Source organism: Defluviitoga tunisiensis, from assembly GCF_000953715.1.
Taxonomy (GTDB): domain Bacteria; phylum Thermotogota; class Thermotogae; order Petrotogales; family Petrotogaceae; genus Defluviitoga; species Defluviitoga tunisiensis.
The window spans coordinates 1,014,638-1,034,472 of the sequence record NZ_LN824141.1 but is presented as its reverse complement, the minus strand read 5'-3'; the positions used below and the strand labels follow the sequence as shown (position 1 = coordinate 1,034,472).

The 19,835-nt window shown below is 34.1% G+C and carries 22 protein-coding genes; 19 read left to right on the top strand and 3 right to left on the bottom strand.

Going from position 1 to position 19,835, the window contains the following annotated elements; all coding sequences use genetic code 11:
* Positions 1-89: 89 nt before the first annotated feature.
* Entirely contained in the window at positions 90-740 is a 651-nt protein-coding gene (locus DTL3_RS04835) for a CpsB/CapC family capsule biosynthesis tyrosine phosphatase (RefSeq protein ID WP_045087766.1), read from the bottom strand.
* A 311-nt stretch (positions 741-1,051) separates the two neighbouring features.
* Here DTL3_RS04835 and DTL3_RS04830 point away from each other — a divergent pair, with 311 nt between their 5' ends.
* The 4 genes from DTL3_RS04830 (at position 1,052) to DTL3_RS04815 (ending at position 2,284) form a co-directional block, all read left to right on the top strand.
* Positions 1,052-1,255 (top strand): hypothetical protein, encoded by a 204-nt coding sequence (locus DTL3_RS04830; protein ID WP_045087765.1) that lies wholly within the window; start codon positions 1,052-1,054, stop codon positions 1,253-1,255.
* A 60-nt stretch (positions 1,256-1,315) separates the two neighbouring features.
* On the top strand, positions 1,316-1,510 hold the full coding sequence (locus DTL3_RS04825; protein WP_231854066.1) for a hypothetical protein: 195 nt from the start codon (positions 1,316-1,318) through the stop codon (positions 1,508-1,510).
* A 45-nt stretch (positions 1,511-1,555) separates the two neighbouring features.
* Positions 1,556-1,768 (top strand): DUF2922 domain-containing protein, encoded by a 213-nt coding sequence (locus DTL3_RS04820; RefSeq protein ID WP_045087763.1) that lies wholly within the window; start codon positions 1,556-1,558, stop codon positions 1,766-1,768.
* A 252-nt stretch (positions 1,769-2,020) separates the two neighbouring features.
* Complete coding sequence (locus tag DTL3_RS04815; protein ID WP_144403479.1) at positions 2,021-2,284, top strand: hypothetical protein; 264 nt, start codon at positions 2,021-2,023, stop codon at positions 2,282-2,284.
* A 31-nt stretch (positions 2,285-2,315) separates the two neighbouring features.
* Here DTL3_RS04815 and DTL3_RS04810 read toward each other — a convergent pair whose 3' ends face one another.
* A complete protein-coding gene (locus DTL3_RS04810) occupies positions 2,316-3,923 on the bottom strand; it encodes an alpha-amylase family glycosyl hydrolase (protein ID WP_052670378.1) in 1,608 nt (535 codons plus the stop codon).
* 424 nt (positions 3,924-4,347) lie between these two features.
* On the opposite strand from DTL3_RS04810, the gene DTL3_RS04805 reads away from it, so the two are divergent.
* The 13 genes from DTL3_RS04805 to arcC all read left to right on the top strand — a co-directional run bounded on the left by DTL3_RS04805 (position 4,348) and on the right by arcC (position 17,020).
* A complete protein-coding gene (locus DTL3_RS04805) occupies positions 4,348-4,878 on the top strand; it encodes a hypothetical protein (RefSeq protein WP_045087761.1) in 531 nt (176 codons plus the stop codon).
* Positions 4,879-4,884: 6 nt separating this feature from the next.
* Positions 4,885-5,868, top strand: coding sequence for a Kiwa anti-phage protein KwaB-like domain-containing protein (locus DTL3_RS04800; protein WP_045087760.1), 984 nt, complete (start codon positions 4,885-4,887; stop codon positions 5,866-5,868).
* Positions 5,869-5,898: 30 nt separating this feature from the next.
* Positions 5,899-6,726, top strand: coding sequence for an alpha/beta hydrolase (locus DTL3_RS04795; RefSeq protein ID WP_052670377.1), 828 nt, complete (start codon positions 5,899-5,901; stop codon positions 6,724-6,726).
* 301 nt (positions 6,727-7,027) lie between these two features.
* Positions 7,028-7,255, top strand: a complete 228-nt coding sequence (locus tag DTL3_RS04790) for a UPF0175 family protein (protein ID WP_045087759.1) — start codon at positions 7,028-7,030, stop codon at positions 7,253-7,255.
* Positions 7,248-7,700 carry a PIN domain-containing protein gene (locus DTL3_RS04785; RefSeq protein ID WP_045087758.1) on the top strand — a complete coding sequence of 151 codons (453 nt, stop codon included), beginning with the start codon at positions 7,248-7,250 and terminating at the stop codon, positions 7,698-7,700. The genes DTL3_RS04790 and DTL3_RS04785 overlap by 8 nt, the downstream gene beginning before the upstream one ends.
* Before the next feature lie 405 nt (positions 7,701-8,105).
* Positions 8,106-8,663 (top strand): transposase, encoded by a 558-nt coding sequence (locus DTL3_RS04780; RefSeq protein WP_045087757.1) that lies wholly within the window; start codon positions 8,106-8,108, stop codon positions 8,661-8,663.
* Positions 8,664-9,440: 777 nt separating this feature from the next.
* Positions 9,441-9,710, top strand: a complete 270-nt coding sequence (locus tag DTL3_RS04775; RefSeq protein WP_171820591.1) for a hypothetical protein — start codon at positions 9,441-9,443, stop codon at positions 9,708-9,710.
* Positions 9,695-10,153 (top strand): hypothetical protein, encoded by a 459-nt coding sequence (locus tag DTL3_RS04770; protein ID WP_045087755.1) that lies wholly within the window; start codon positions 9,695-9,697, stop codon positions 10,151-10,153. The genes DTL3_RS04775 and DTL3_RS04770 overlap by 16 nt, the downstream gene beginning before the upstream one ends.
* A 279-nt stretch (positions 10,154-10,432) precedes the next feature.
* Entirely contained in the window at positions 10,433-11,710 is a 1,278-nt protein-coding gene (locus DTL3_RS04765; protein ID WP_045087754.1) for a cytosine permease, read from the top strand.
* Between the two features lie 554 nt (positions 11,711-12,264).
* A complete protein-coding gene (locus DTL3_RS04760; protein ID WP_045087753.1) occupies positions 12,265-13,359 on the top strand; it encodes a DUF917 domain-containing protein in 1,095 nt (364 codons plus the stop codon).
* Complete coding sequence (locus DTL3_RS04755) at positions 13,356-14,909, top strand: hydantoinase/oxoprolinase N-terminal domain-containing protein (protein ID WP_045087752.1); 1,554 nt, start codon at positions 13,356-13,358, stop codon at positions 14,907-14,909. The genes DTL3_RS04760 and DTL3_RS04755 overlap by 4 nt, the downstream gene beginning before the upstream one ends.
* Before the next feature lie 174 nt (positions 14,910-15,083).
* A complete protein-coding gene (gene argF / locus DTL3_RS04750; RefSeq protein WP_045087751.1) occupies positions 15,084-16,073 on the top strand; it encodes an ornithine carbamoyltransferase in 990 nt (329 codons plus the stop codon).
* A 5-nt stretch (positions 16,074-16,078) separates the two neighbouring features.
* The gene (gene arcC / locus DTL3_RS04745; RefSeq protein ID WP_197539549.1) at positions 16,079-17,020 is read left to right on the top strand and encodes a carbamate kinase; all 942 of its coding nucleotides are present in this window, start codon (positions 16,079-16,081) and stop codon (positions 17,018-17,020) included.
* Between the two features lie 13 nt (positions 17,021-17,033).
* Here the strand turns inward: arcC and pyrF are convergent, their stop codons facing one another.
* Positions 17,034-17,816, bottom strand: a complete 783-nt coding sequence (gene pyrF, locus DTL3_RS04740) for an orotidine-5'-phosphate decarboxylase (protein WP_045087749.1) — start codon at positions 17,814-17,816, stop codon at positions 17,034-17,036.
* Positions 17,817-17,973: 157 nt separating this feature from the next.
* Between pyrF and DTL3_RS04735 the strand changes: the two genes are divergently transcribed.
* On the top strand, positions 17,974-18,747 hold the full coding sequence (locus DTL3_RS04735; protein WP_045087748.1) for an inositol monophosphatase family protein: 774 nt from the start codon (positions 17,974-17,976) through the stop codon (positions 18,745-18,747).
* Positions 18,748-18,764: 17 nt separating this feature from the next.
* Positions 18,765-19,793: a zinc-dependent alcohol dehydrogenase family protein gene (locus tag DTL3_RS04730; protein WP_045088619.1), complete on the top strand. Its 1,029-nt coding sequence runs from the start codon at positions 18,765-18,767 to the stop codon at positions 19,791-19,793.
* Positions 19,794-19,835 lie beyond the last annotated feature (42 nt).

Here is a 19,835-nt window from a genome sequence, read left to right as displayed (position 1 = left end):
ACCAGGAGACGCGCATGTAGCACGTCTCTACAACTAAAAATAAATTCATAAATACGATTAAACCTTGGAGACGCACGTATAGCACGTCTCTACATTTGTTCTGGATTGGGGGATAGTAATATGTCTAAGGCTTTTGATGTGATGTTGGAGTGTTTTTTAAATAGATTTAAGTCAACTTCTTTTCCTTGTCTTCCGTGGTTTCCTGTTGCAAGAAAATCGACCATGTTGTGATTTAGATAGAACTTTCCTGCTTTTGTGTTTAATCCATCAAAGTCCATATGAAAATATACACCCATTTCTCTTAATCGCATGAGTGTGCTTTTATTTTCTAGTAACCAAGTATGTTTTTCTGCGTGAAATAGTACTACCTCGTATCCATCTAATTGTAGATTGAATATTTCATCTAATGCATAAAATGGAAAGTTTGTTTTGTCGAATTCTACGAAAGCAAAGGTGTCATTAAAGGGTATGAATTCTTTGTAATTTAGGGTTAGATAAAGTTCTGAAGCTAGATATGTCTGTATTCCTGTGTTTTTTTCTACTATGTCTTTTATTTCTTGGTATTTATCTTTTATTTGTGTAATGTCTGTTTTTATAACAGGATGGTTTAGATGTGGTGTAAACACTACATGGGTAATATCGTATCGTTTATAACGATTTAATTCGTATAATGTTTCTTCGATTGTTTTTACTTTATCATCAATCGTCGGAAGTAAATGGGTATGAATATCTATAAACATAATACTCTCCTTCTTCCTTTTGAGAATTATAAAGCACTTTATGTTAAAAAATGAAAATGAATATTAAATGAATTTTTCTTAATGTGTATTATATCATATTTTTGATACAAAAATATCATTTTGTGTAATTTTGATTAAAATTTTATTCGATTTTTATTTTATCTTTTGTTTGCATTTTGATACAAGTAGTTTCAAAAGAGTTACTTGAAGTTAATTTATTTTGCGGATATTACTTATGAGAAGGGAATTTTTTGAGAATGAATGGTTAATAAAAGTTGGGTTTGTTCTTTTTAATGAAGGGGGGTTGACGGTTGAAGGAGATCGTGGGGTTAATACCTGATCTTGTTAGTATGGTTGAAATGCCTGGTAATGGAAAGAAGAAAAAAGAGATTGTTATGCAAGCGCTGAGGGAGTTTCTTAAGTCTATTGGTAAGTATTCGCCGTTTTTGGATATTATTCTTTCAGTTTTGATTGATGGGGTTGTTGCGTTGTTGTTTCCTAAACATGCTCAGTAGGACAAAGGTTTAGGGTTGTTGTAGGGTCAATATTTCAGAGGGGAGGTGAGTTTCTTGGCTATGAACCTTAACGCAAGAAAGGCAAAGATTGTGTGGGTGGAGTTAGTTAATGAAAAAGAGAAGAAGGTGTCTAAGTCTTTTGATCTTTTTTCTGAGGAAGAAGCTTCAATAAAAAGTGCTTTACAAGGACTTGTAGGTTTGTGTGAAAATACTAACGCTAGTTATTATTTTACGCAAGAGTATGAGTTGGTTTAAGGTTTATTTTTATTAATTTCTATTATTTGAAAGGGGGATAGTAAATTGAAAAGATTGAGAATGAAATTTTATGATCCTGTTGAAAAAAAGAGTAAGACAATATCGATTGATGGTGTTATTGACGGTTTAACTCAAGACGATGTTGAACCAGTTATGGAGGGTTTGATTGGGGTTTTAGTTCCTGCTTCTTCTTTAGTAGATGAGGCATCTATTGTAGAAACAACTACTGAAGAGATTTTTAATTTAATAGAGAATTAATGTTTTATCCCATGTCCGAAAATTGGACATGGGGCTTTTATTTTCTATGATAATGTGGTATACTTGCGTATAATGATGATATAACTCGTCATTTTTTCTTTTAGAAACTCCAAAAAAATATAAAAGGAGGAGATTTTAATTAGAATTCGTCTTAATCTTAACAGGCTTTCGGATAATCAACTGGTGGAACTAGCTCAGAAGGGGGATCAAGGCGCAAAAGAACGGTTATATTTAAAGTACAAAGGGTTTCTGGTGAATGAAACTAAAAAGCTTGTAGATAATTGTGGGTTGGATTTTGACGATACGTTTGGTTCTTTATGCTATTTATTTTTATGGTCTGTTTATACCTATAATCTTAAGGGGCAATTTAGAGGTTATATGAAATTCTATATTGAGAGGAAGATTAAAGACGATATCGGTAAAAGAAAGGCTAGAATGCCACATGTTCCAAAAGAGGCCCCTTTTTATTTAAGGAATTTGAATGAGATTTTGATTGGTAATTTAGAGGATGATTAAGATTAAGGGGGATGCCCCTTAATCTTTTGTTTTATTGTTTGGTAATTTGCCATTTGTATTGGTAGGGTTGTAGTGTTATGTTTTCTATTGTTTTTGTGTCTTGAGTTAGATTGTTGTAGATTGTTAGGGTTTTGTTTTCTTTTTGCCTTGTGACTTTGAATATACCGTTTATGTTTTGATAGGTTGGTTGTATATGAAAAAGGTCTTCATTTTCTCTTTTTATTGTAAGCATCTCTTTTATCCCATGGAATACTTTGTAGCTGTCGCTTTTTGGGTCGTTTAGTGCTTTGTGCATTTTTTCTTCGTCGAATGGTCCTCGGTTGAAGTATCTTGAGTCTTTGTAGCCTGTTAGTTCTGTCATTTTTTTGTAGAATTCTTCGTTATTTTCCATGGCTATTTCATCGCCAAAGTAGTTTATAGGGGTACCGTGGAGTGAAAATAATACGGAATAGGCAAGTAGCACCTTTTTGTAGTCTTTGTTCATTTGGTTGTATAGTCTTCCTGCGATTCCTTCGCCTTCTCTGAAGTTCCACCTTGGGTCTAGCAAATAGTATTTTAGCATCTTTTCTCTTTCTTTTGGTTCGACAAACTCAAGCGTTAGTTCGTCGTGACATCTTAGAAACACAAACCATTGACAGTCTTTTGGAATTGAGGGTGTGACTTTTTCTGAGAGTGTGTCGATTATGTAATTTGGGTCTCCTTCTGCTATTGAGAGGAATATCTTTGGCATTACAGGGAAATGATATGCAACATGGCATTCGTCTGATTCTCCAAAGTATGCTACTACCTCTTTTGGAGGTTGGTTAGCCTCTGCTATTAGTGCTGTTCCTTCTTTTAGGTAGTCAAGGCTTGCTCTGAATATTTTTAGTATCCAGTGTGTTTGGATTAGGTTTTCACAGTTTGTCCCTTCTTCTTTCCATAAGAAGGGGGCTGCGTCCATTCTGAATCCGTCTACGCCGTGTTCTTTCCAGAATGTGAATATTTTTATCATTTCTATTAGTACATCAGGGTTTTTGTAGTTTAAGTCGGGTTGTATTTCGTAAAATCTGTGGAAATAGTAGTCTTGGGTTTCAGGATTGTAGGTCCAGTTGCTGTTAACCATGCCTTTGAAAAGTAGGCGTGCTTGGGAGTATTTTTGGTCTGTTGGGCTCCAGATGTAGTAGTCTCTGTATTTTGAGTTTTTTGATTTTTTAGCGTCTTGAAACCAGGGGTGTTCAATTGATGTGTGGTTTATTGCAACGTCAAAAAGGATTTTGATGCCTTTTTGATGGGCTAGCTCAACAAACTCAAAGAAGCTTTCGTTGCCACCTAGTTCGTCTCTTACTTTGTAGTAGTCTGAGATATCGAATCCTTGGTCTTTCATTGGTGATTCAAGGATTGGTAGTAACCAGAGTATGGTTACTCCTAAATCTTGTAGGTAGTCTAGTTTGTTTTTCATGTTTTGGAAGTTTCCTGCAAAGAGGTCTACATAGCAGGAGTAGACTAAGCCTTTTTTGTACCAGAGTTTGTCGTCTGGTGAGTAGGTGATTGAATCTTTTTTGGAGTTTAGGAAATCGATTAGTTTGTGGAGTTTATGTTTTTGGTTTGGATAGAGTTTGTACCAAAGTTGCTCGATTTTTTGTAAGTTTGGATTTTGCATTATATTTTCACCTCGTTGTTGTAAATTTGTTTAAAACCGGGAGACGCACATATAGGTCAGAAACATTTAAAACCCGGAGACGCACATATAGGTCAGAAACATTTAAAACTTGGAGACGCCCATATAGGTCGTCTCTACAAAAAAAAACAAATACAATTGAACGTTGGAGACGCGCATGTAGCACGTCTCTACAAAAAAAACAAATACAATTGAACCTTGGAGACGCACATGTAGGGCGTTTCTACAAAATAATAAATTCATAACTACGATTAAAATCATGAGACGCCCATGTGGGTCGTTTCTACCTTTGTTTGGTTAATTATACCATTTTTTCAGGTTCATTTTGGTATGATATAATTAGTTTGTTGTTTTTTGGTGTGTTGGTTTGTTTGATAGTCTATTTTAAATGGGGTGGGTGAGAGGTATGCTTAGTAAAATTTCAAGGGTTCTTCTGTTTTTGTTGTCTTACCTTCCTTTGTTTTTGATATATGCAATTAATGGTGTGATTCATGGCGAGTTTGTTGTATTTTGTTCTTTTTTGTTTGTTATTTTAGTTGTTAGTGTTTTATGTTTTTTGATGTTTAGGTCGCTTAAAAAAAGAGGCAAAAAGCGGTCTTTGATTGTTGAAAGTAATGAGCTAGTTAATAATATGCTTATTGAGTATATTTTTGTGTATATTTTCCCGTTTATTAGCGCTTTTGATAAGAGAGAGATTGTTTCTTTTTTGATTCTGTTTGTTATAATTGGTAGTATTTATATTAAAAGTGATTTGATAGCGGTTAATCCAACGCTTTCTCTTTTGGGTTATAGTATTTACAAGGTTAGTTATCGATACGAGGATGATGTGTCGCGTGTTAGAGAGGGGTATTTGATTTCAAGGGGTTTGGATGATGCTGGGGTGAAGGTTGAGATGAGTAAGGGAGTTTTTATCCATTTTAGAAGTAAAAAGAAGTGATGGATTGTGGATAAACGGGAAGAGTTTCTTAAGTTAGGTTATAAGAAGGAAGTTTTGAATGAGATTTGCCAAATTTTGGAGAATAATACGGTTTCTCAACCAGTTGAAATATGTTTGCACAAGGATGGTAAGTTGTTTGATTTAACGTGTGATGATGCCTCGTTTTTTGAGGAGATTATTGTTAATTCTGTTAGAGAGTTTGTGAAAGAACTTGAGAGCGATGATTTGGTTGAGGTTCAAAGTTATGAGGATTCGATTTATGATAAGCGCTTTTTATACCTCGAAAAGCAAGAGGTGCCCCAGGTAGTTGATATTGAGAGTAGGTTGTTGTCTGGTACTTCGCTTTATAGATTAGATAAGTCTGTTTTTAAGGATTATAAGAATTTTGATATTATTGTTAAGTATTTTTACAGGGAGATTGGGGCCAATATTATTGGTTTTCAGGAGCTAGATTCGAGGCATATTTTTGATGTGAAGAGATTGTTTTTTTTAGATAGTGCTAATTTGAAATCTCGGGACAGGGGGATTATTTTAAAGCCTAAGGAGTTTTTTGATTATTTTGTTGTTGGAGATATTTTGTTTATTAGGTCTGTTTATTATTTTGAGAATAAGTTTCAGTTTTTTAAGAAGTATGTTACTTCAAAGGATGAGTTTGTTAAGGAGATAAAGGTGAATAATAATGTTCTTGGGAGAGATATTAGGCTTAAGGGGATTGATTATTTTGATAAGTATGTTTCTGAGAGGAAGACTTTTTTGAAAAAACTTCACGGGATTTATAAAAAGGGGAATTATGTGAATTTTGAGTTTGAAAAGTTAAAAGAGGTTATAACTAATTTTAATTTGAAGATAAATCTAGTTGAAAGTAACAACGAGATTGTATTGGATGAGAAGACTTCTATTAAGGACTTTTTGGATTTGTTGAGTGAATTGTATTATGTTTCTTTGTTGTCTGAGGATAGGTTGAAGGCGAATGAATCTGTGAGGCTTTAATATTTTATTTTGATAAGGGAGTGAACGTCTTTGGTTAAGGGTACAGTGTATGAGTCTTTGTCTTTTTTTAGTCCAACTTTGGAAAGAGATTTGAAGTATTCTATATATCTTCCTGCTGAGTACGAAGAGGATTCTCGACGGTATTCAACTATTTATCTTTTGCATGGTCATAGCGGGAATGAGGTGAGTTGGCTTAGAAAAGGGCATGTTGATCAGACTTTGGATATTATGATAAATTCAGGTGAGATTCCTCCTTTTGTTGTGGTTATGCCAGATGCTCAAAATAGTTGGTATGTTGATTCTCCTGTTGGCGAAAAGTATGAAACTGCTATTATTAAGGATTTGATTGGTTTTGTTGAAGGACATTACAAGGTAAGAAATACTCGTGGGGATAGGTTTGTTGCAGGTTTGTCGATGGGAGGATATGGAGCTTTAAAGCTTGCGTTTAAGCATCCTGATATGTTTTTATCGGCAGCAAGTTTGAGCGGGGGAATAACAAGAGATGTTCCTCCTGAGACAGATGTTGATATAAACGGAGATGTGATTCATATCAGAGAAGATTATTATCATGACGTGTTTGGTGATCCTTTTGATCCGGATTTTTGGGAAAAGGAGAATGTGTTTAATTGGGTCGATAACGTCAAAAATAGTGGGCTCACTTTGCCTGTGTATTTGTCTTGTGGAAATGAGGATTATTTTTATTTGTATTTGGGGGCAACGGAGTTGTATCATGAATTAAGGCTAGCAAAGATTGAATCGGTGTTGTATATAAGAGATGGGGAACATAATTGGTTATTGTGGCAAGAGGATATTAAAGAAGTTTTGAGGTTTTTTAAAAGGGCTTTGGATTTGTATTAATACCTATTTGTAAATTTATTACAACCCACGTTGATTGATAGTTGTAGAGACGCTCTATACGAGCGTCTTTTGTTTTTGAATTTTAAAAGCATTTTAGCTTCCTTCCTTTTTCTGTATTTTTTAATTTCTTATGATATAATTCTAATGAAGTTTAATTCAGAAAAGTCAAATATATAATTAGAATAAAGTTTTATTGTTTGAAAAGTTTGTCGAAAATTGGAAAAAAATTAAATGATCCGATTTAAGAAGTTTTGGATTGAAGGAATGTAATAATAATGAAATTTTTTAGGAGTGATTTGAAATGAAAACAATTATATTAAATGTTCCTGATTCTTTCGGGTTAGATGAAAAAGAAATTAAAATGTTGATTGCTGCAAAACTCTATGAAGAAGGTAAATTATCTTTGGGAGAAGCTGCACAATTGGCAGAAGTATCTAAAAGAGCCTTTATTGAATTATTGGGACAATTTAATGTATCATTGTTTAACTATACTCCCGATGAATTAGTGGATGATATTAATAATGCCTAATTACATTTCTAACACAAGTTGCTTGATTGTGTTAGATAATATTGATATGTTATTTATTTTAAAAGAGTTATATCGTTCAATTATAATTACACCAGAAGTAGCTAAAGAGTTTGAAAAACCTATTCCTGAGTGGATAAAAGTTAAAGATGTTGATGATAAAAAATATCTCAAATTGCTGAACACTTTTATAGATTTAGGGGAAGCCAGCGTTATAGCTCTGGCATTTGAAATAGAGGATGCAGTTTTGATTATAGATGATCTAAAAGCAAGGAAGTTAGTTAGTAAATTGGATGTCAAGCTTACTGGAACTCTAGGAGTTATTGTTAATGCAAGAAAAAAACAGATAATACACTCTTTAGAGGATATTCTATATAAACTAAAAAAGGCGGGGTTTAGAATTTCTAACGAATTAGAAAATGAAATTTTAAAGTATGATGGCTTGTAATTTTGTAAATCTATTACAATCCACGTTGATTGATAGTTGTAGAGACGCTCTATACGAGCGTCTTTTGTTTTTGAATTTTAAACGTAAATTGATTTAGGAAAACATTTAAAACCGTGGAGACGCCCTGTAGGTCGTCTCTACAAAAAAATAAATTCATAAATACGATTAAACCATGAGACGCCCATGTAGGTCGTCTCTACAAAAAAATAAATTCATTAATGCGATTGAATCATGAGACGCCCATGTAGGTCGTCTCTACAAAATAATAAATTTCTAAATACGATTAAAACCTGGAGACGCCCGTATAGGTCGTCTCTACAATTGTTTAATTTAGGGTTTTAATATTTTGTTGGTAGGTTTCTACTAAAATGATATAATTTAAGAAAATCTGCTAAGAAAGGGGGTATGTTGCCAATTAATTTTGAAGAGAACAATAAGTTGTATAAAGATACCTATAGAATTTCTACCAATAGGGCAAACTGGTGGAATTATGAATGGAATGCAACTTATTTTATTACGATATGTACTAAAAACAAAGAGAATTTTTTTGGAAGAATTTATATGGATAGTCACGAAAATGCTGTTGTTTTATTGTCCGAAATCGGTATGATCGCTAATAAATATTGGTTGGAAATTCCAAAACATTTTCCATTTGTTGTTTTAGGTAGTTACATAATTATGCCAAATCACATTCATTCAATTATAGCAATTCATCGAGATGTCAATTTAGAAGAGTCGGCAGAAGAGTATTCGAATAACTGGACTCCAGAAAGTTTGGGTGTAATAATAAATCAATATAAGCGAGCGTGTACATTGAATGCAAAAAAAATTAATCGCAATTTTGGTTGGCAATCAAGATTTTATGATCATATAATAAGGAATGAAAAAGCATATAATAAGATAGTTGAATATATAGACAATAATCCGGTTAATTGGATAAAAGATGAGTATTATAATGAATAGGATATTTGTAAATTGATTACATTTATCGTTGATTGATAGTTGTAGAGACGCTCTATACGAGCGTCTTTTGTTTTTGAATTTTAAAGACATTGATAAATGAAATGTGTTTAAAACCTAGAGACGCGCATGTAGCACGTCTCTACAAAAACAATAAATTCATAAATACGATTAAACCCTGGAGACGCCCGTATAGGTCGTCTCTACAAAAAACAAATGCAATTGAATCATGAGACGCCCATGTAGGTCGTCTCTACAAAATAATAAATTTCTAAATACGATTAAAACCTGGAGACGCGCGTATAGCACGTCTCTACAAAATAATAAATTCATAAATACGATTGAATCATGAGACGCGCATGTAGCACGTCTCTACAAAAACAATAAATTCATAAATACTTAAAACCTGGAGACGCGCGTGTAGCACGTCTCTACAAAAAAATAAATTCATAAATGCGATTAAAACCTTGGAGACGCGCATGTAGCACGTCTCTACAAAAAACAATAAATACGATTGAATCATGAGACGCCCATGTAGGTCGTCTCTACAACTAAAAATTAATGTTACAGATGCATGTGGGTAGTTTATACAATTGCTTATTCAAGATTTTAACCTTTTGCTTACTATTTGATAAACTTATTATTTCTAATTTGTTAACTGATTTGATAAATTATCTTTTTTAAAATTATTAGTTTAAATCAACCTTAAATATATTGACTTTAATTTAATATTATGGTAAAATTCTTATAGTTAGAAAGATGTTTTTCGTTTTTTTTAATATGAAAGAATGGTGTGAAAATAAAAGAGGAGAAGGAGTGGGATATATGGGAAAGAAAGTCTTTTTGCTTATTAGTATTTTGTTAGTGTTATCCTTCACAATTTTTGCCGCAAACTTTGAAGTAGGCGGAGGAATAACGTATGGTGGTATTAGTAATGAATTTGTATATGATGATGGACATGAAGTATCTAAATTATCCATACCAATTCCTGATTTGGGATTAACGTCAATGGTACTTACTGGTTTAATCAGAAAATGGGTGTGGAAGTAGATTTTGATTTTTCAAGAGCTACTATATATAATGCATCAGGTAAGATTGAAGGCGAGTCTTTTTCAGAAAAAGAAATTTCTCAGCTTTTAGGACCCGCTGGATACTTTAAGTATAACCTTTTGGAAAGCCCTGCTGTTGTTAACTTAAAAGCGGGTGGCGGATATTATTTTTATTCTGACACAAGTAAAGAAAAGGAAGATAGTTCGGAATCCTCTATTAAAACAACAGGTAATGGATTTGCTGTCTATGTTGGAGCAGAGGCTATTAAGCCGATTCCTGAAATCTTTTCTATCAACGTTAACAATTTGCAACTAAAAGCTGATGTTGGATATACAATATTTTCTAGAATAGGTAATCTGGAGGTAGAAGGAACCGCTGTTGAACATGTAACTATTAACATAAACGGCTTAAAACTAGGTTTGGGTGTTATATATAATTTTTAAAGGTTAAACTAAAACTAATTAGTATAACAAGATAAACCCCTCTTCTTCTTGTCATACATTAGTGTTGATTCATAGGTAAGTTTCTTTCCCCCAAAGAATAATATCTTTGGGGGTTATTTATTTTTATATTTTTAAAATTTACTATCTTTTAAATCTTTTTAAAATTCAATTTAACTTAATATAACATTAGGTTTTAAGGATATTTTTATGATATAATTTCTCAAAATATATACTTTCTTAAGTTAAAAAACTTAAAACTTCTTCCAGGAGGCGAGGGTATTGGAAAAATATGCACTGGATCGTATCCCAGATTCAGAGCGAAGGTCGTGGTGGAGTATTGCTCTAATTTGGGCTGGCTCTATTATTAGTGTTTCTGCTTTGATGGTTGGTGGAGTTATTGTTCAAGGCATGCCTTTAGTACAAGGCATAATAGCCGGGGCTATTGGTTACACTATAGTTTTAGTTTTGATGATTTTCCAAGGTATGATGGGGGCAGACTTCGGTGTTCCTACAGTTATAACTGCTTCTTCGGCGTTTGGTTCACAAGGCGCAAAATACGTAATTTCAGCGATTCTTGCTATCTCGTGCATAGGCTGGTTTGGTGTTCAGACTGGAATTTGCGGAGCTGCTTTTTCTCAAATAATGTATATGTGGTTAGGCGTAGAAATTCCAGTTTGGTTAAGCGGTTTAATTTGGGGTATTATTATGTTGTTAACTGCTGTATATGGCTATGAAGCTCTAGAATACTTGAATTACATAGCAATACCTGCATTGATTATATTATGTATAGTAGGCGTTGTAATGGTTATTAAGAACTTTGGTGCTGTTAGTTTGAAGTCATATACACCAAAAGAGAATTATTCTTGGAGTTATGCTATTGGACTTTCTGTTGGGGGTTTTGCAGTAGGTGGAACAATTGCCGCTGACCTTACTCGTTATGCTAGAAAAAGAAAAGATGCTATTTTGTCTGGATTAATTGGAATATGGCCAGCTGGTGTTTTTCTAGTTGTTATTGGAGGATTATTAACTGTTGTAGCTGGTACTTTTGATATTACAATTGCACTTGCTCAATTAGGTTTGGGGCTTATTGGTAGCATTATTCTTGTTTTAGCAACATGGACGACTAATACAGTTAATGCATATTCTGGCGGACTTGCTTTAGTAAATCTTTTTAATTTGAAAAGTGAAAAAAGAGGATTGATGACGTTAATCGCTGGTGCTATTGGAACTATTCTTGCTGTGGTTGGATTGCTTGATCATTTTACATCTTTTCTTACAATATTAACCGCAGGGATTCCACCTGTTTCTGGGTGTATGATTGCGGATTATTGGATTTGTAAGAAAGGAAACAAAGAGGCTTGGCAGAACAATATTCCAAAAGTTAACTGGATTGGTTTGATTTCTTGGGCTGTTGGATTTGCAATTGCAATTTTTGTTAATGTCGGCATTTCTGCAATTAACGGGGTAATAGCATCGATGGTTCTTTATTGTGCGTTATATTATCCTTTTTATAGTAAAAAGACGGTAAAGAGTATTGAGAGCATTGTAGAAAAGTGAGGAGGAGGGCTACCGCCCTAGACCCAATTTTAAACCTTTTAAAACCTTGGAGACGCCCGTATAGGTCGTCTCTACAAAAAACAATAAATACGATTGAACCATGAGACGCGCATATAGCACGTCTCTACAAAAACAATAAATACGATTGAACCATGAGACGCGCGTGTAGCACGTCTCTACAAAAAAAATAAATACGATTGAATCATGAGACGCCCGTATAGGTCGTCTCTACAAAAATAATAAATACGATTGAACCTTGGAGACGCACGTGTAGCACGTCTCTACAAAAAAACAATAAATACGATTAAACCTTGGAGACGCCCGTATAGGTCGTCTCTACAAAAAACAATAAATACGATTGAACCTTGGAGACGCGCATGTAGCACGTCTCTACAAAAAACAATAAATACGATTGAACCTTGGAGACGCGCATATAGCACGTCTCTACAAAAAACAATAAATACGATTGAACCATTGAGACGCGCATATAGCACGTCTCTACAAAAAAATAAATTGATAGTTTTAAGAGGATCTTTTAAAGGAGGATTTGTTTAATGAGAAAATTAGATGCGCAAGCTATTGAAGATATAGCTTTAGGAGCAACCATCCTAGGTACTGGTGGTGGTGGAGATCCTTACATCGGTAAACTTATGGCTCTTCAAGCTATTGAAGAATATGGTCCTGTTTCTCTTATTGATGTTGATGAAGTTCCAGATGATGAGTTGGTTGTTCCTTCTGCTATGATGGGTGCCCCAACTGTTCTTGTTGAGAAGATTCCTAATGGTGAAGAGCCTTTTAAGGCTTTTGAGCTTTTGAAGAATCATATGGGTAAAGATATTTTTGGCACTATTTCAATAGAAGCAGGTGGACTTAATTCTATGATTCCATTAGCTTTAGCTGCACGACTTGGATTGCCTGTAGTTGATGCTGATGGAATGGGTAGGGCTTTTCCTGAACTTCAAATGGTTACATTTACTATATATGGTGTTTCATCCACTCCCTTAGCTCTGTGTGATGAGAAGGGTAATAGCATTCTGCTAAACACTGTTACAAACAAATGGTCTGAAAGACTTGCGAGGGTTTTAACAGTAGAAATGGGTGGTAGTACTATGCTTGCTATTTATCCTATGACTGGTAAGCAATTAAAGGCTGGTGCTGTTAGAGGAACTATGTCTCTTGCTGAATCCTTAGGAAGGGCTATTAGAGAATCTAAACTTAATCATGTAAATCCTTTGGACAAGATATTAGAGATAACACATGGTCATCTTTTGTTTAAGGGAAAAATTACTGATGTTTTAAGAAAGACAACCGGCGGATTTGCACGAGGTAAGGCCATTTTCGAAGGTATTGAGGAATACAAAGATAAGACTATGGAATTAGAGTTCCAAAATGAAAATCTTGTGGCTCGTGTTGATGATCAAATTTTGGCTAGTGTTCCTGATTTAATCTCGGTTATAGATCCTGATACAGGTAAACCTATTACAACTGAAATGTTGAGATATGGATATCGTGGCGTGGTAATAGGTATACCTTGTAACGAAAAGTGGCGTACAGACGAAGGTTTGAAATTAGTAGGTCCTAGGTATTTTGGATATGATATTGACTATATTCCCATAGAAGAACGTGTAAAGGGGGTTAGGGTAAGATGATTTATCGAATCGGAATTGATGTTGGAGGTACAAATACTGATGCCGTGATTCTAGATCAGAATAATAAAATAATAGCAAAGACTAAGACCCCCACAAGTGAAGACATAATATCGGGTATATATGAATCTTTAGACCAGGTGCTTTTTCAATCTAATATTGATGTGAAAGATATAGGATATGTTATGTTAGGTACAACTCATTGTACCAATGCTATAGTTGAGCGTAAAGGATTAAGAAAAGTTGCAGTAATTAGAATAGGAAAACCTGCTACAATGGCTATTAAACCTATGGTTGGCTGGCCTCAAGACTTGATTGATGCTATTGGTAAGAAGTATTTTATCATTAAAGGCGGTCATGAATTTGACGGACAAGAGATTAATGAACTAGACTATGATGAGATAGATCAAGTTATTAATGAAATTAGAGGTAAATTTGAAGCTGTTGCTATATCTTCTGTATTTTCTCCAGTTAATACAAGCCATGAAGATACATTAGAAAAGATTTTAATAGATAAATTGGGTGATAGTATTGACGTTTGTGTGTCTCATGAAATTGGTAGTATTGGTTTAATTGAAAGAGAGAATGCAACTATTTTAAATGCAGCCTTAGGTGGAGTAATTAGAAAACTAGCTACAGGTTTTCAAGAAGCTTTAAAAAGAAGGGGTATTCAAGCTACGTTATACCTAGCTCAAAATGACGGAACGTTAATGTCGGTAGATTATGCAATGCGTTATCCTATTATGACTATTGCTAGCGGTCCAACAAATAGTTTAAGAGGAGCTGCTTATTTATCTAAGATTAAAAATGCAATTGTACTTGATGTTGGCGGTACGACGTCAGATATAGGCATTTTGGTTAATGGATTTCCTAGGCTTTCTGCTATGGGTGTAGAAATTGGTGGCGTAAGGACAAACTTTAGGATGCCTGACCTTATTTCAATAGGTCTTGGTGGAGGAACAGTTGTAAGAGAAAATGATAAAACTGTTGTTTTAGGGCCTGACAGTGTAGGCTACAGAGTTGCTAAAGAAGCTCTTGTCTTTGGAGGTAATGTCTTAACAACTACAGACGTTGCTGTTGCATGCAATTTAACAAAGTTAGGAAACCTAGAAAGAATCGAAAATCTTAATAGTAGTCTAATAGAAAGTGCCTTACTTAAAATTAAAGAATTAGTCGAAGTTAACATAGACAAGATTAAAACAGAAGCAGGAGATGCTCCTTTAATCTTAGTTGGTGGAGGAAGTATAATCATTCCCAATTCATTAAAAGGTTGTAGCGAGATAATAAGGCCTGAACATTGTGAGGTAGCTAACGCTATAGGCGTTGCAATAGCGCAAGTTGGTGCCCAGATCGATAGAATATTCTCTCTTGATAACATTTCAAGAGAAGAGGCAATTCGTCAAGCAGAAGAATTAGCTATACAAGAATGCATAAAAGCTGGTGCAAAAAGAGAAACAATAGAGATTGTTGAAAAAGAGGATATTCCGTTAGCATATTTACCTGGAAACGCAACAAGAATAAGAATAAAAGCTGCGGGGGATATTGCATATTAAAAAACGCCCTAAGTTGGGCGTTTTTTTGTTAGCTTTGATTGTTATTACACACGGTTATATGGTAAAATAAATAGATAATAACGTTATTTTTTGAGTTGAAAATCCGGGGTATAACTCCAAGATTGTTGATGGGGTTTGTAAGAAAAATATGTTATAAAAAGGAGAGTGCAGGGTATGCCTATCAATTTAAGAGGAAGAAGTTTACTTACGCTAAAAGATTTTACGCCTGATGAGATTAAGTATTTGTTAGATCTTTCTAAAGATCTAAAGGCTAAAAAAAGGATGGGGCTATCTGGCGAATTATTAAAAGGAAAAAACATCGTACTAATCTTTGAAAAAACTTCAACTAGAACGAGATGTGCCTTTGAAGTTGCTGCTTATGACGAAGGCGCTCATGTAACTTTCTTAACGCAAAGTCAGATGGGTAAGAAAGAGTCTATAGAGGATACGGCAAGAGTCTTGGGGAGATTTTATGATGGAATTGAATTTAGGGGTTTTAAGCAAGAAACCGTAGAAACTTTGGCAAAATACTCTGGGGTTCCAGTATGGAACGGTTTAACTGATGAGGATCATCCTACTCAAGTTTTAGCAGATTTTATGACTGTAGAAGAAAATTTTGATAAACCATTGAGCAAGATAAAGTTCGTTTATGTAGGAGACGGTAGAAATAATGTAGCAAACGCACTTATGATAGGCGCTGCAAAAATGGGCATGGACTTTGTTATTGTGTCTCCTAAAGAATTATTTCCTTCAGAAAAACTATTGAAAGAGATGAGAGATGAGGCACAGAAGAACAACGCAAAAATCTCTATTTCAGATGATCTTAATGCTGTAGAAGGTGCAGATGTTATATACACAGACGTATGGATCTCTATGGGAGAAGAAGATAAGATTGAAGAAAGGATTAAACTCCTTAAACCATATCAAGTCAACATGGATTTAATTAAAAAGACGAACAATCCTGACGTAATATTTTTACACTGTCTCCCTTCTTTTCACGATACAAAGACTGATATGGGTTATGATGTGTATAAAAAGTATGGGCTCCCTGAAATGGAGGTTACAGACGAAGTTTTTGAGAGTAAATATTCTAAGGTCTTTGACGAAGCAGAAAATAGAATGCATACCATAAAAGCAGTTATGGTTGCAACTTTGGTGGGATGATAAGCTTGAAAGAAAAACTTGCTATAGTTGCTATAGGGGGGAATGCGTTAAATAAGCCAAAAGAATCCCCTACTGCAGAAAATATCTTCAAAAATCTAGAATTTACCTCGAAGTGTCTGGTTAGTTTTGTAAGAAAAAATTATAAGATAGTTATTACCCATGGAAACGGTCCACAAGTGGGAAACATCCTTGTACAACAAGAGGTTGCAAAAGATATAATTCCACCATTTCCACTTGACGTGAATGGTGCAATGACTCAAGGATATTTGGGCTATATGATTGCTCAATCTCTAAAAAACACGTTGTCTAGTGAGGGGATAAAAAAAGACGTAGCTTGCGTTGTTACTCAGGTTTTAGTAGACAAAAACGATCAAGCATTTCATAATCCTTCAAAACCGATAGGACCTTTCTATTCAAAAAGTGAAGCTGAGAGTTTAACTATAGAAAAAGGTTGGAATATGATTGAAGATGCTGGTAGAGGATACAGAAGGGTAGTTCCTTCCCCGATACCTCTTGATATTATTGAAATTGAGGCAATAAAAAAGTTAATTAAAAACGAAACAATAATCATAGCAGCTGGCGGTGGTGGAATCCCTGTAATTAAGGAAAACAATCAAATAAAGGGTATAGAAGGGGTAATAGACAAAGATAGGGCTTCAGCACTTCTAGCAATTAAGCTTGATGCGGATGAGCTTATTATTCTTACAGCAGTTGAAAAGGTGTATATAAACTACAATAAACCAAATCAGCAGGCTATTTCTTCAATGACCGTGGAAGAAGCAAAAAGGTATATTAATGAAGGGCACTTTTCTAAAGGGAGTATGCTCCCAAAGATAGAAGCTTGTATAGAGTTTGTTGAACATACAGGAAGATCCGCCTTAATAACGGATCTTCAAACATTAGAAGAAGCACTTGAAGGAAAAACTGGTACTGTAATTACAAAATGATAAAAGAGGGGAATTAAGAGGTTAAACCTCTCAAATCCTCTCTTAATTTTATGATCTCTCTTTTTGGATCTTCTGAAAAGATTATCCCCCTTGACACGTTTATAACCATTGTTTTACCCTTTTCTACAAGGATTTTTAAGTCTTCTATTTTACCACCTTGACTTCCTATCCCTGGTATTAAATAAATCATGCCTTCTGATTTCTCAACTATCTCGTCAAAATATTCTTTTTGAGTGGCACCAACGACTATGCCTATTTGATCTTTATATTTAGGTTCTAATTCTCTTAACTTTTCGAGTATTTTTAAATATAGTTTATTAGGAATAATGAAATCATTGGCACCAGGATTTGAAGTTAATACCAATGCGAAAATATGAGAATTTGGAAATTCTAAATATGGCTCGATACTATCAACCCCCATCAGTGGATTGATAGTAATAGAATCGACTTTTAAATAATCAAAATAAAATTTTGCATAAGCCTTGGCAGTATTAGAAATATCACTTCTTTTAGCATCAATTATTACAGGAATATCAGAATATGTTTTTAGGTATTCAACAGTATTTTCTAAAGTCTTTATCCCTTTATATCCTAGCATCTCATAAAAAGCAATATTTATTTTATAAGCACATGCGTATTCGTAGGTTTCAGAAATAATGTATTTGTTGAATTCTTCTACACCCTTTGCTCCATTGACCTTGAATTGTGAAGGAATCTTTTCTATATCGCTATCAAGCCCAACACAAATCAAAGATTTATTTCTTGTTTGACAGTCTCTAAGTTTTTTAGCAAACAAAAATAAAACCTCCTCTTTAAATTCAAAATACGATTTTAGGTTATTATATCATACAATATTATCTACTGATTTAAATTCAAAAAATGATAAAATTATAATGACTAAAGAAAAAATTTCATATACAAAAAATAATACTATAATTTGAGGTGATGTTGGCTTGTTTTCAAAAACGGATGTTGATCAAATAGTAACTATTGCTAAGAGCGCTGGTGAAAAGTTGAAACAATGGAGCTCAGAAGGGTTTCATGTTAATTCTAAAAACACAAGAACTGATTTGGTTACAGATGTTGATTATATGATACAAGAATATCTAATCAAAGAAATTAGTCAAAGTTTTAAAAACTCTGCATTTTTAGCTGAAGAATCAGGATACGAGCATATTCCTAAAGAGCAAAGCTATTGGGTAATCGATCCAATAGATGGAACAGTAAACTTTTCACGAGGAATTCCAGAAAATTGCATTTCTATTGCATATGTCGAAAACAGGGAACCAGTACTTGGCATAATATATGCCCCTTTTATGAATCTATTCTATTTTGCACAAAAAGGTAAGGGTACTTTCTTAAACGATGAAAAAGTAAATCCACATTGGTGTAATAACTTTGAAGATGCTATGCTTTCTTTAGGGAATAAACGCGGAAAGACTCATTTATACTTTCAAGCTTTAGAAGAAAAAGTTATGAGAATTAGACTGTTTGGAACAGCTGCCTTGCAAATTGCCTATGTTTCTTCTGGTTTTTTAGACGCTTTTATATCGGTAGGTTCACATCCCTGGGACGTAGCTGCAGCATATCTATTAGTAAAAGAAGCGGGCGGAAAGGTAGTCGAATTAAATGGTAAAGATGCTGACATATTTTATTCAAACGCTATATATTGTAATCCATATATAGCAGATGAACTTGTTAATATTGTAAGTAAAGTCGATAAATGATAAAAGAAGGTGATTCTTTGAAAGCAATGGTTCTTGAAAAAACTTGCGATCTCCTTGAACACAAAAATCCTTTAATATTAAAAGATTTACCAAAACCCAAAGCAGAAAAGAGACAAATATTAGTGAAAGTTTCTACATGTGGAGTATGTAGAACTGATTTAGATGAGATCGAAGGAAGAACTATGCCTTCAACGTTTCCAATAATATTAGGTCATCAAATTGTTGGAAGGGTTGAAGAATTAGGAAAAGCTTGTAGTCACTTTAAAGTAGGAGACAGAGTTGGTATAGCTTGGATTAATTCATCATGTGGGAAATGCGAATTTTGTCTCTCGGGAAAAGAAAATTTATGTTATGAATTCAAAGCTACCGGAAGAGATGTTAATGGTGGATATGCTGAATACACTGTAGTCCCTGAAGATTTTGCATTTAAAATCCCGGAAAGTTTCTCTGATGAAGAAGCTGCCCCTTTGTTATGTGCAGGAGCTATTGGATTTCGATCTTTAAGTTTATGTAATATGAAAGATGGATACAATATAGGGCTTGTTGGTTTTGGCGCATCTGCTCATCTTGTACTTCAATTAATAAAATACATGTATCCCACTTCAAAAATATTTGTATTCACAAGAAGTGAAACTGAAAGGGCGTTCGCTAAGGATTTAGGTGCATACTGGACAGGAGATATACCGGATGTTTCACCTGAAAAATTACATGCAATTATTGATACAACACCAGCATGGAAGCCTGTTGTAGAAGCACTTAAGAATTTAGAGAGAGGAGGAAGGCTTGTAATAAACGCTATTAGAAAAGAAAATACCGATAAAGAGTATCTAAAAAATATAGATTATGAAAGAGATCTTTGGTTAGAAAAAGAGATTAAAAGTGTGGCCAATGTTGCAAAAAAGGATGTAGAAAACTTTTTATCCCTAGCTGAGAAGATTCCTATTAAACCTGAAGTACAGGTATTTGAACTAGAAGATGCTAATAAAGCAATCTTAGAAATAAAACAAGGAAAAATTAGAGGCGCAAAAGTGCTAAAAGTATCGTAGAAAGTAGAAACTTGTAATGTTAGATATGTACTTTTAAGTAAA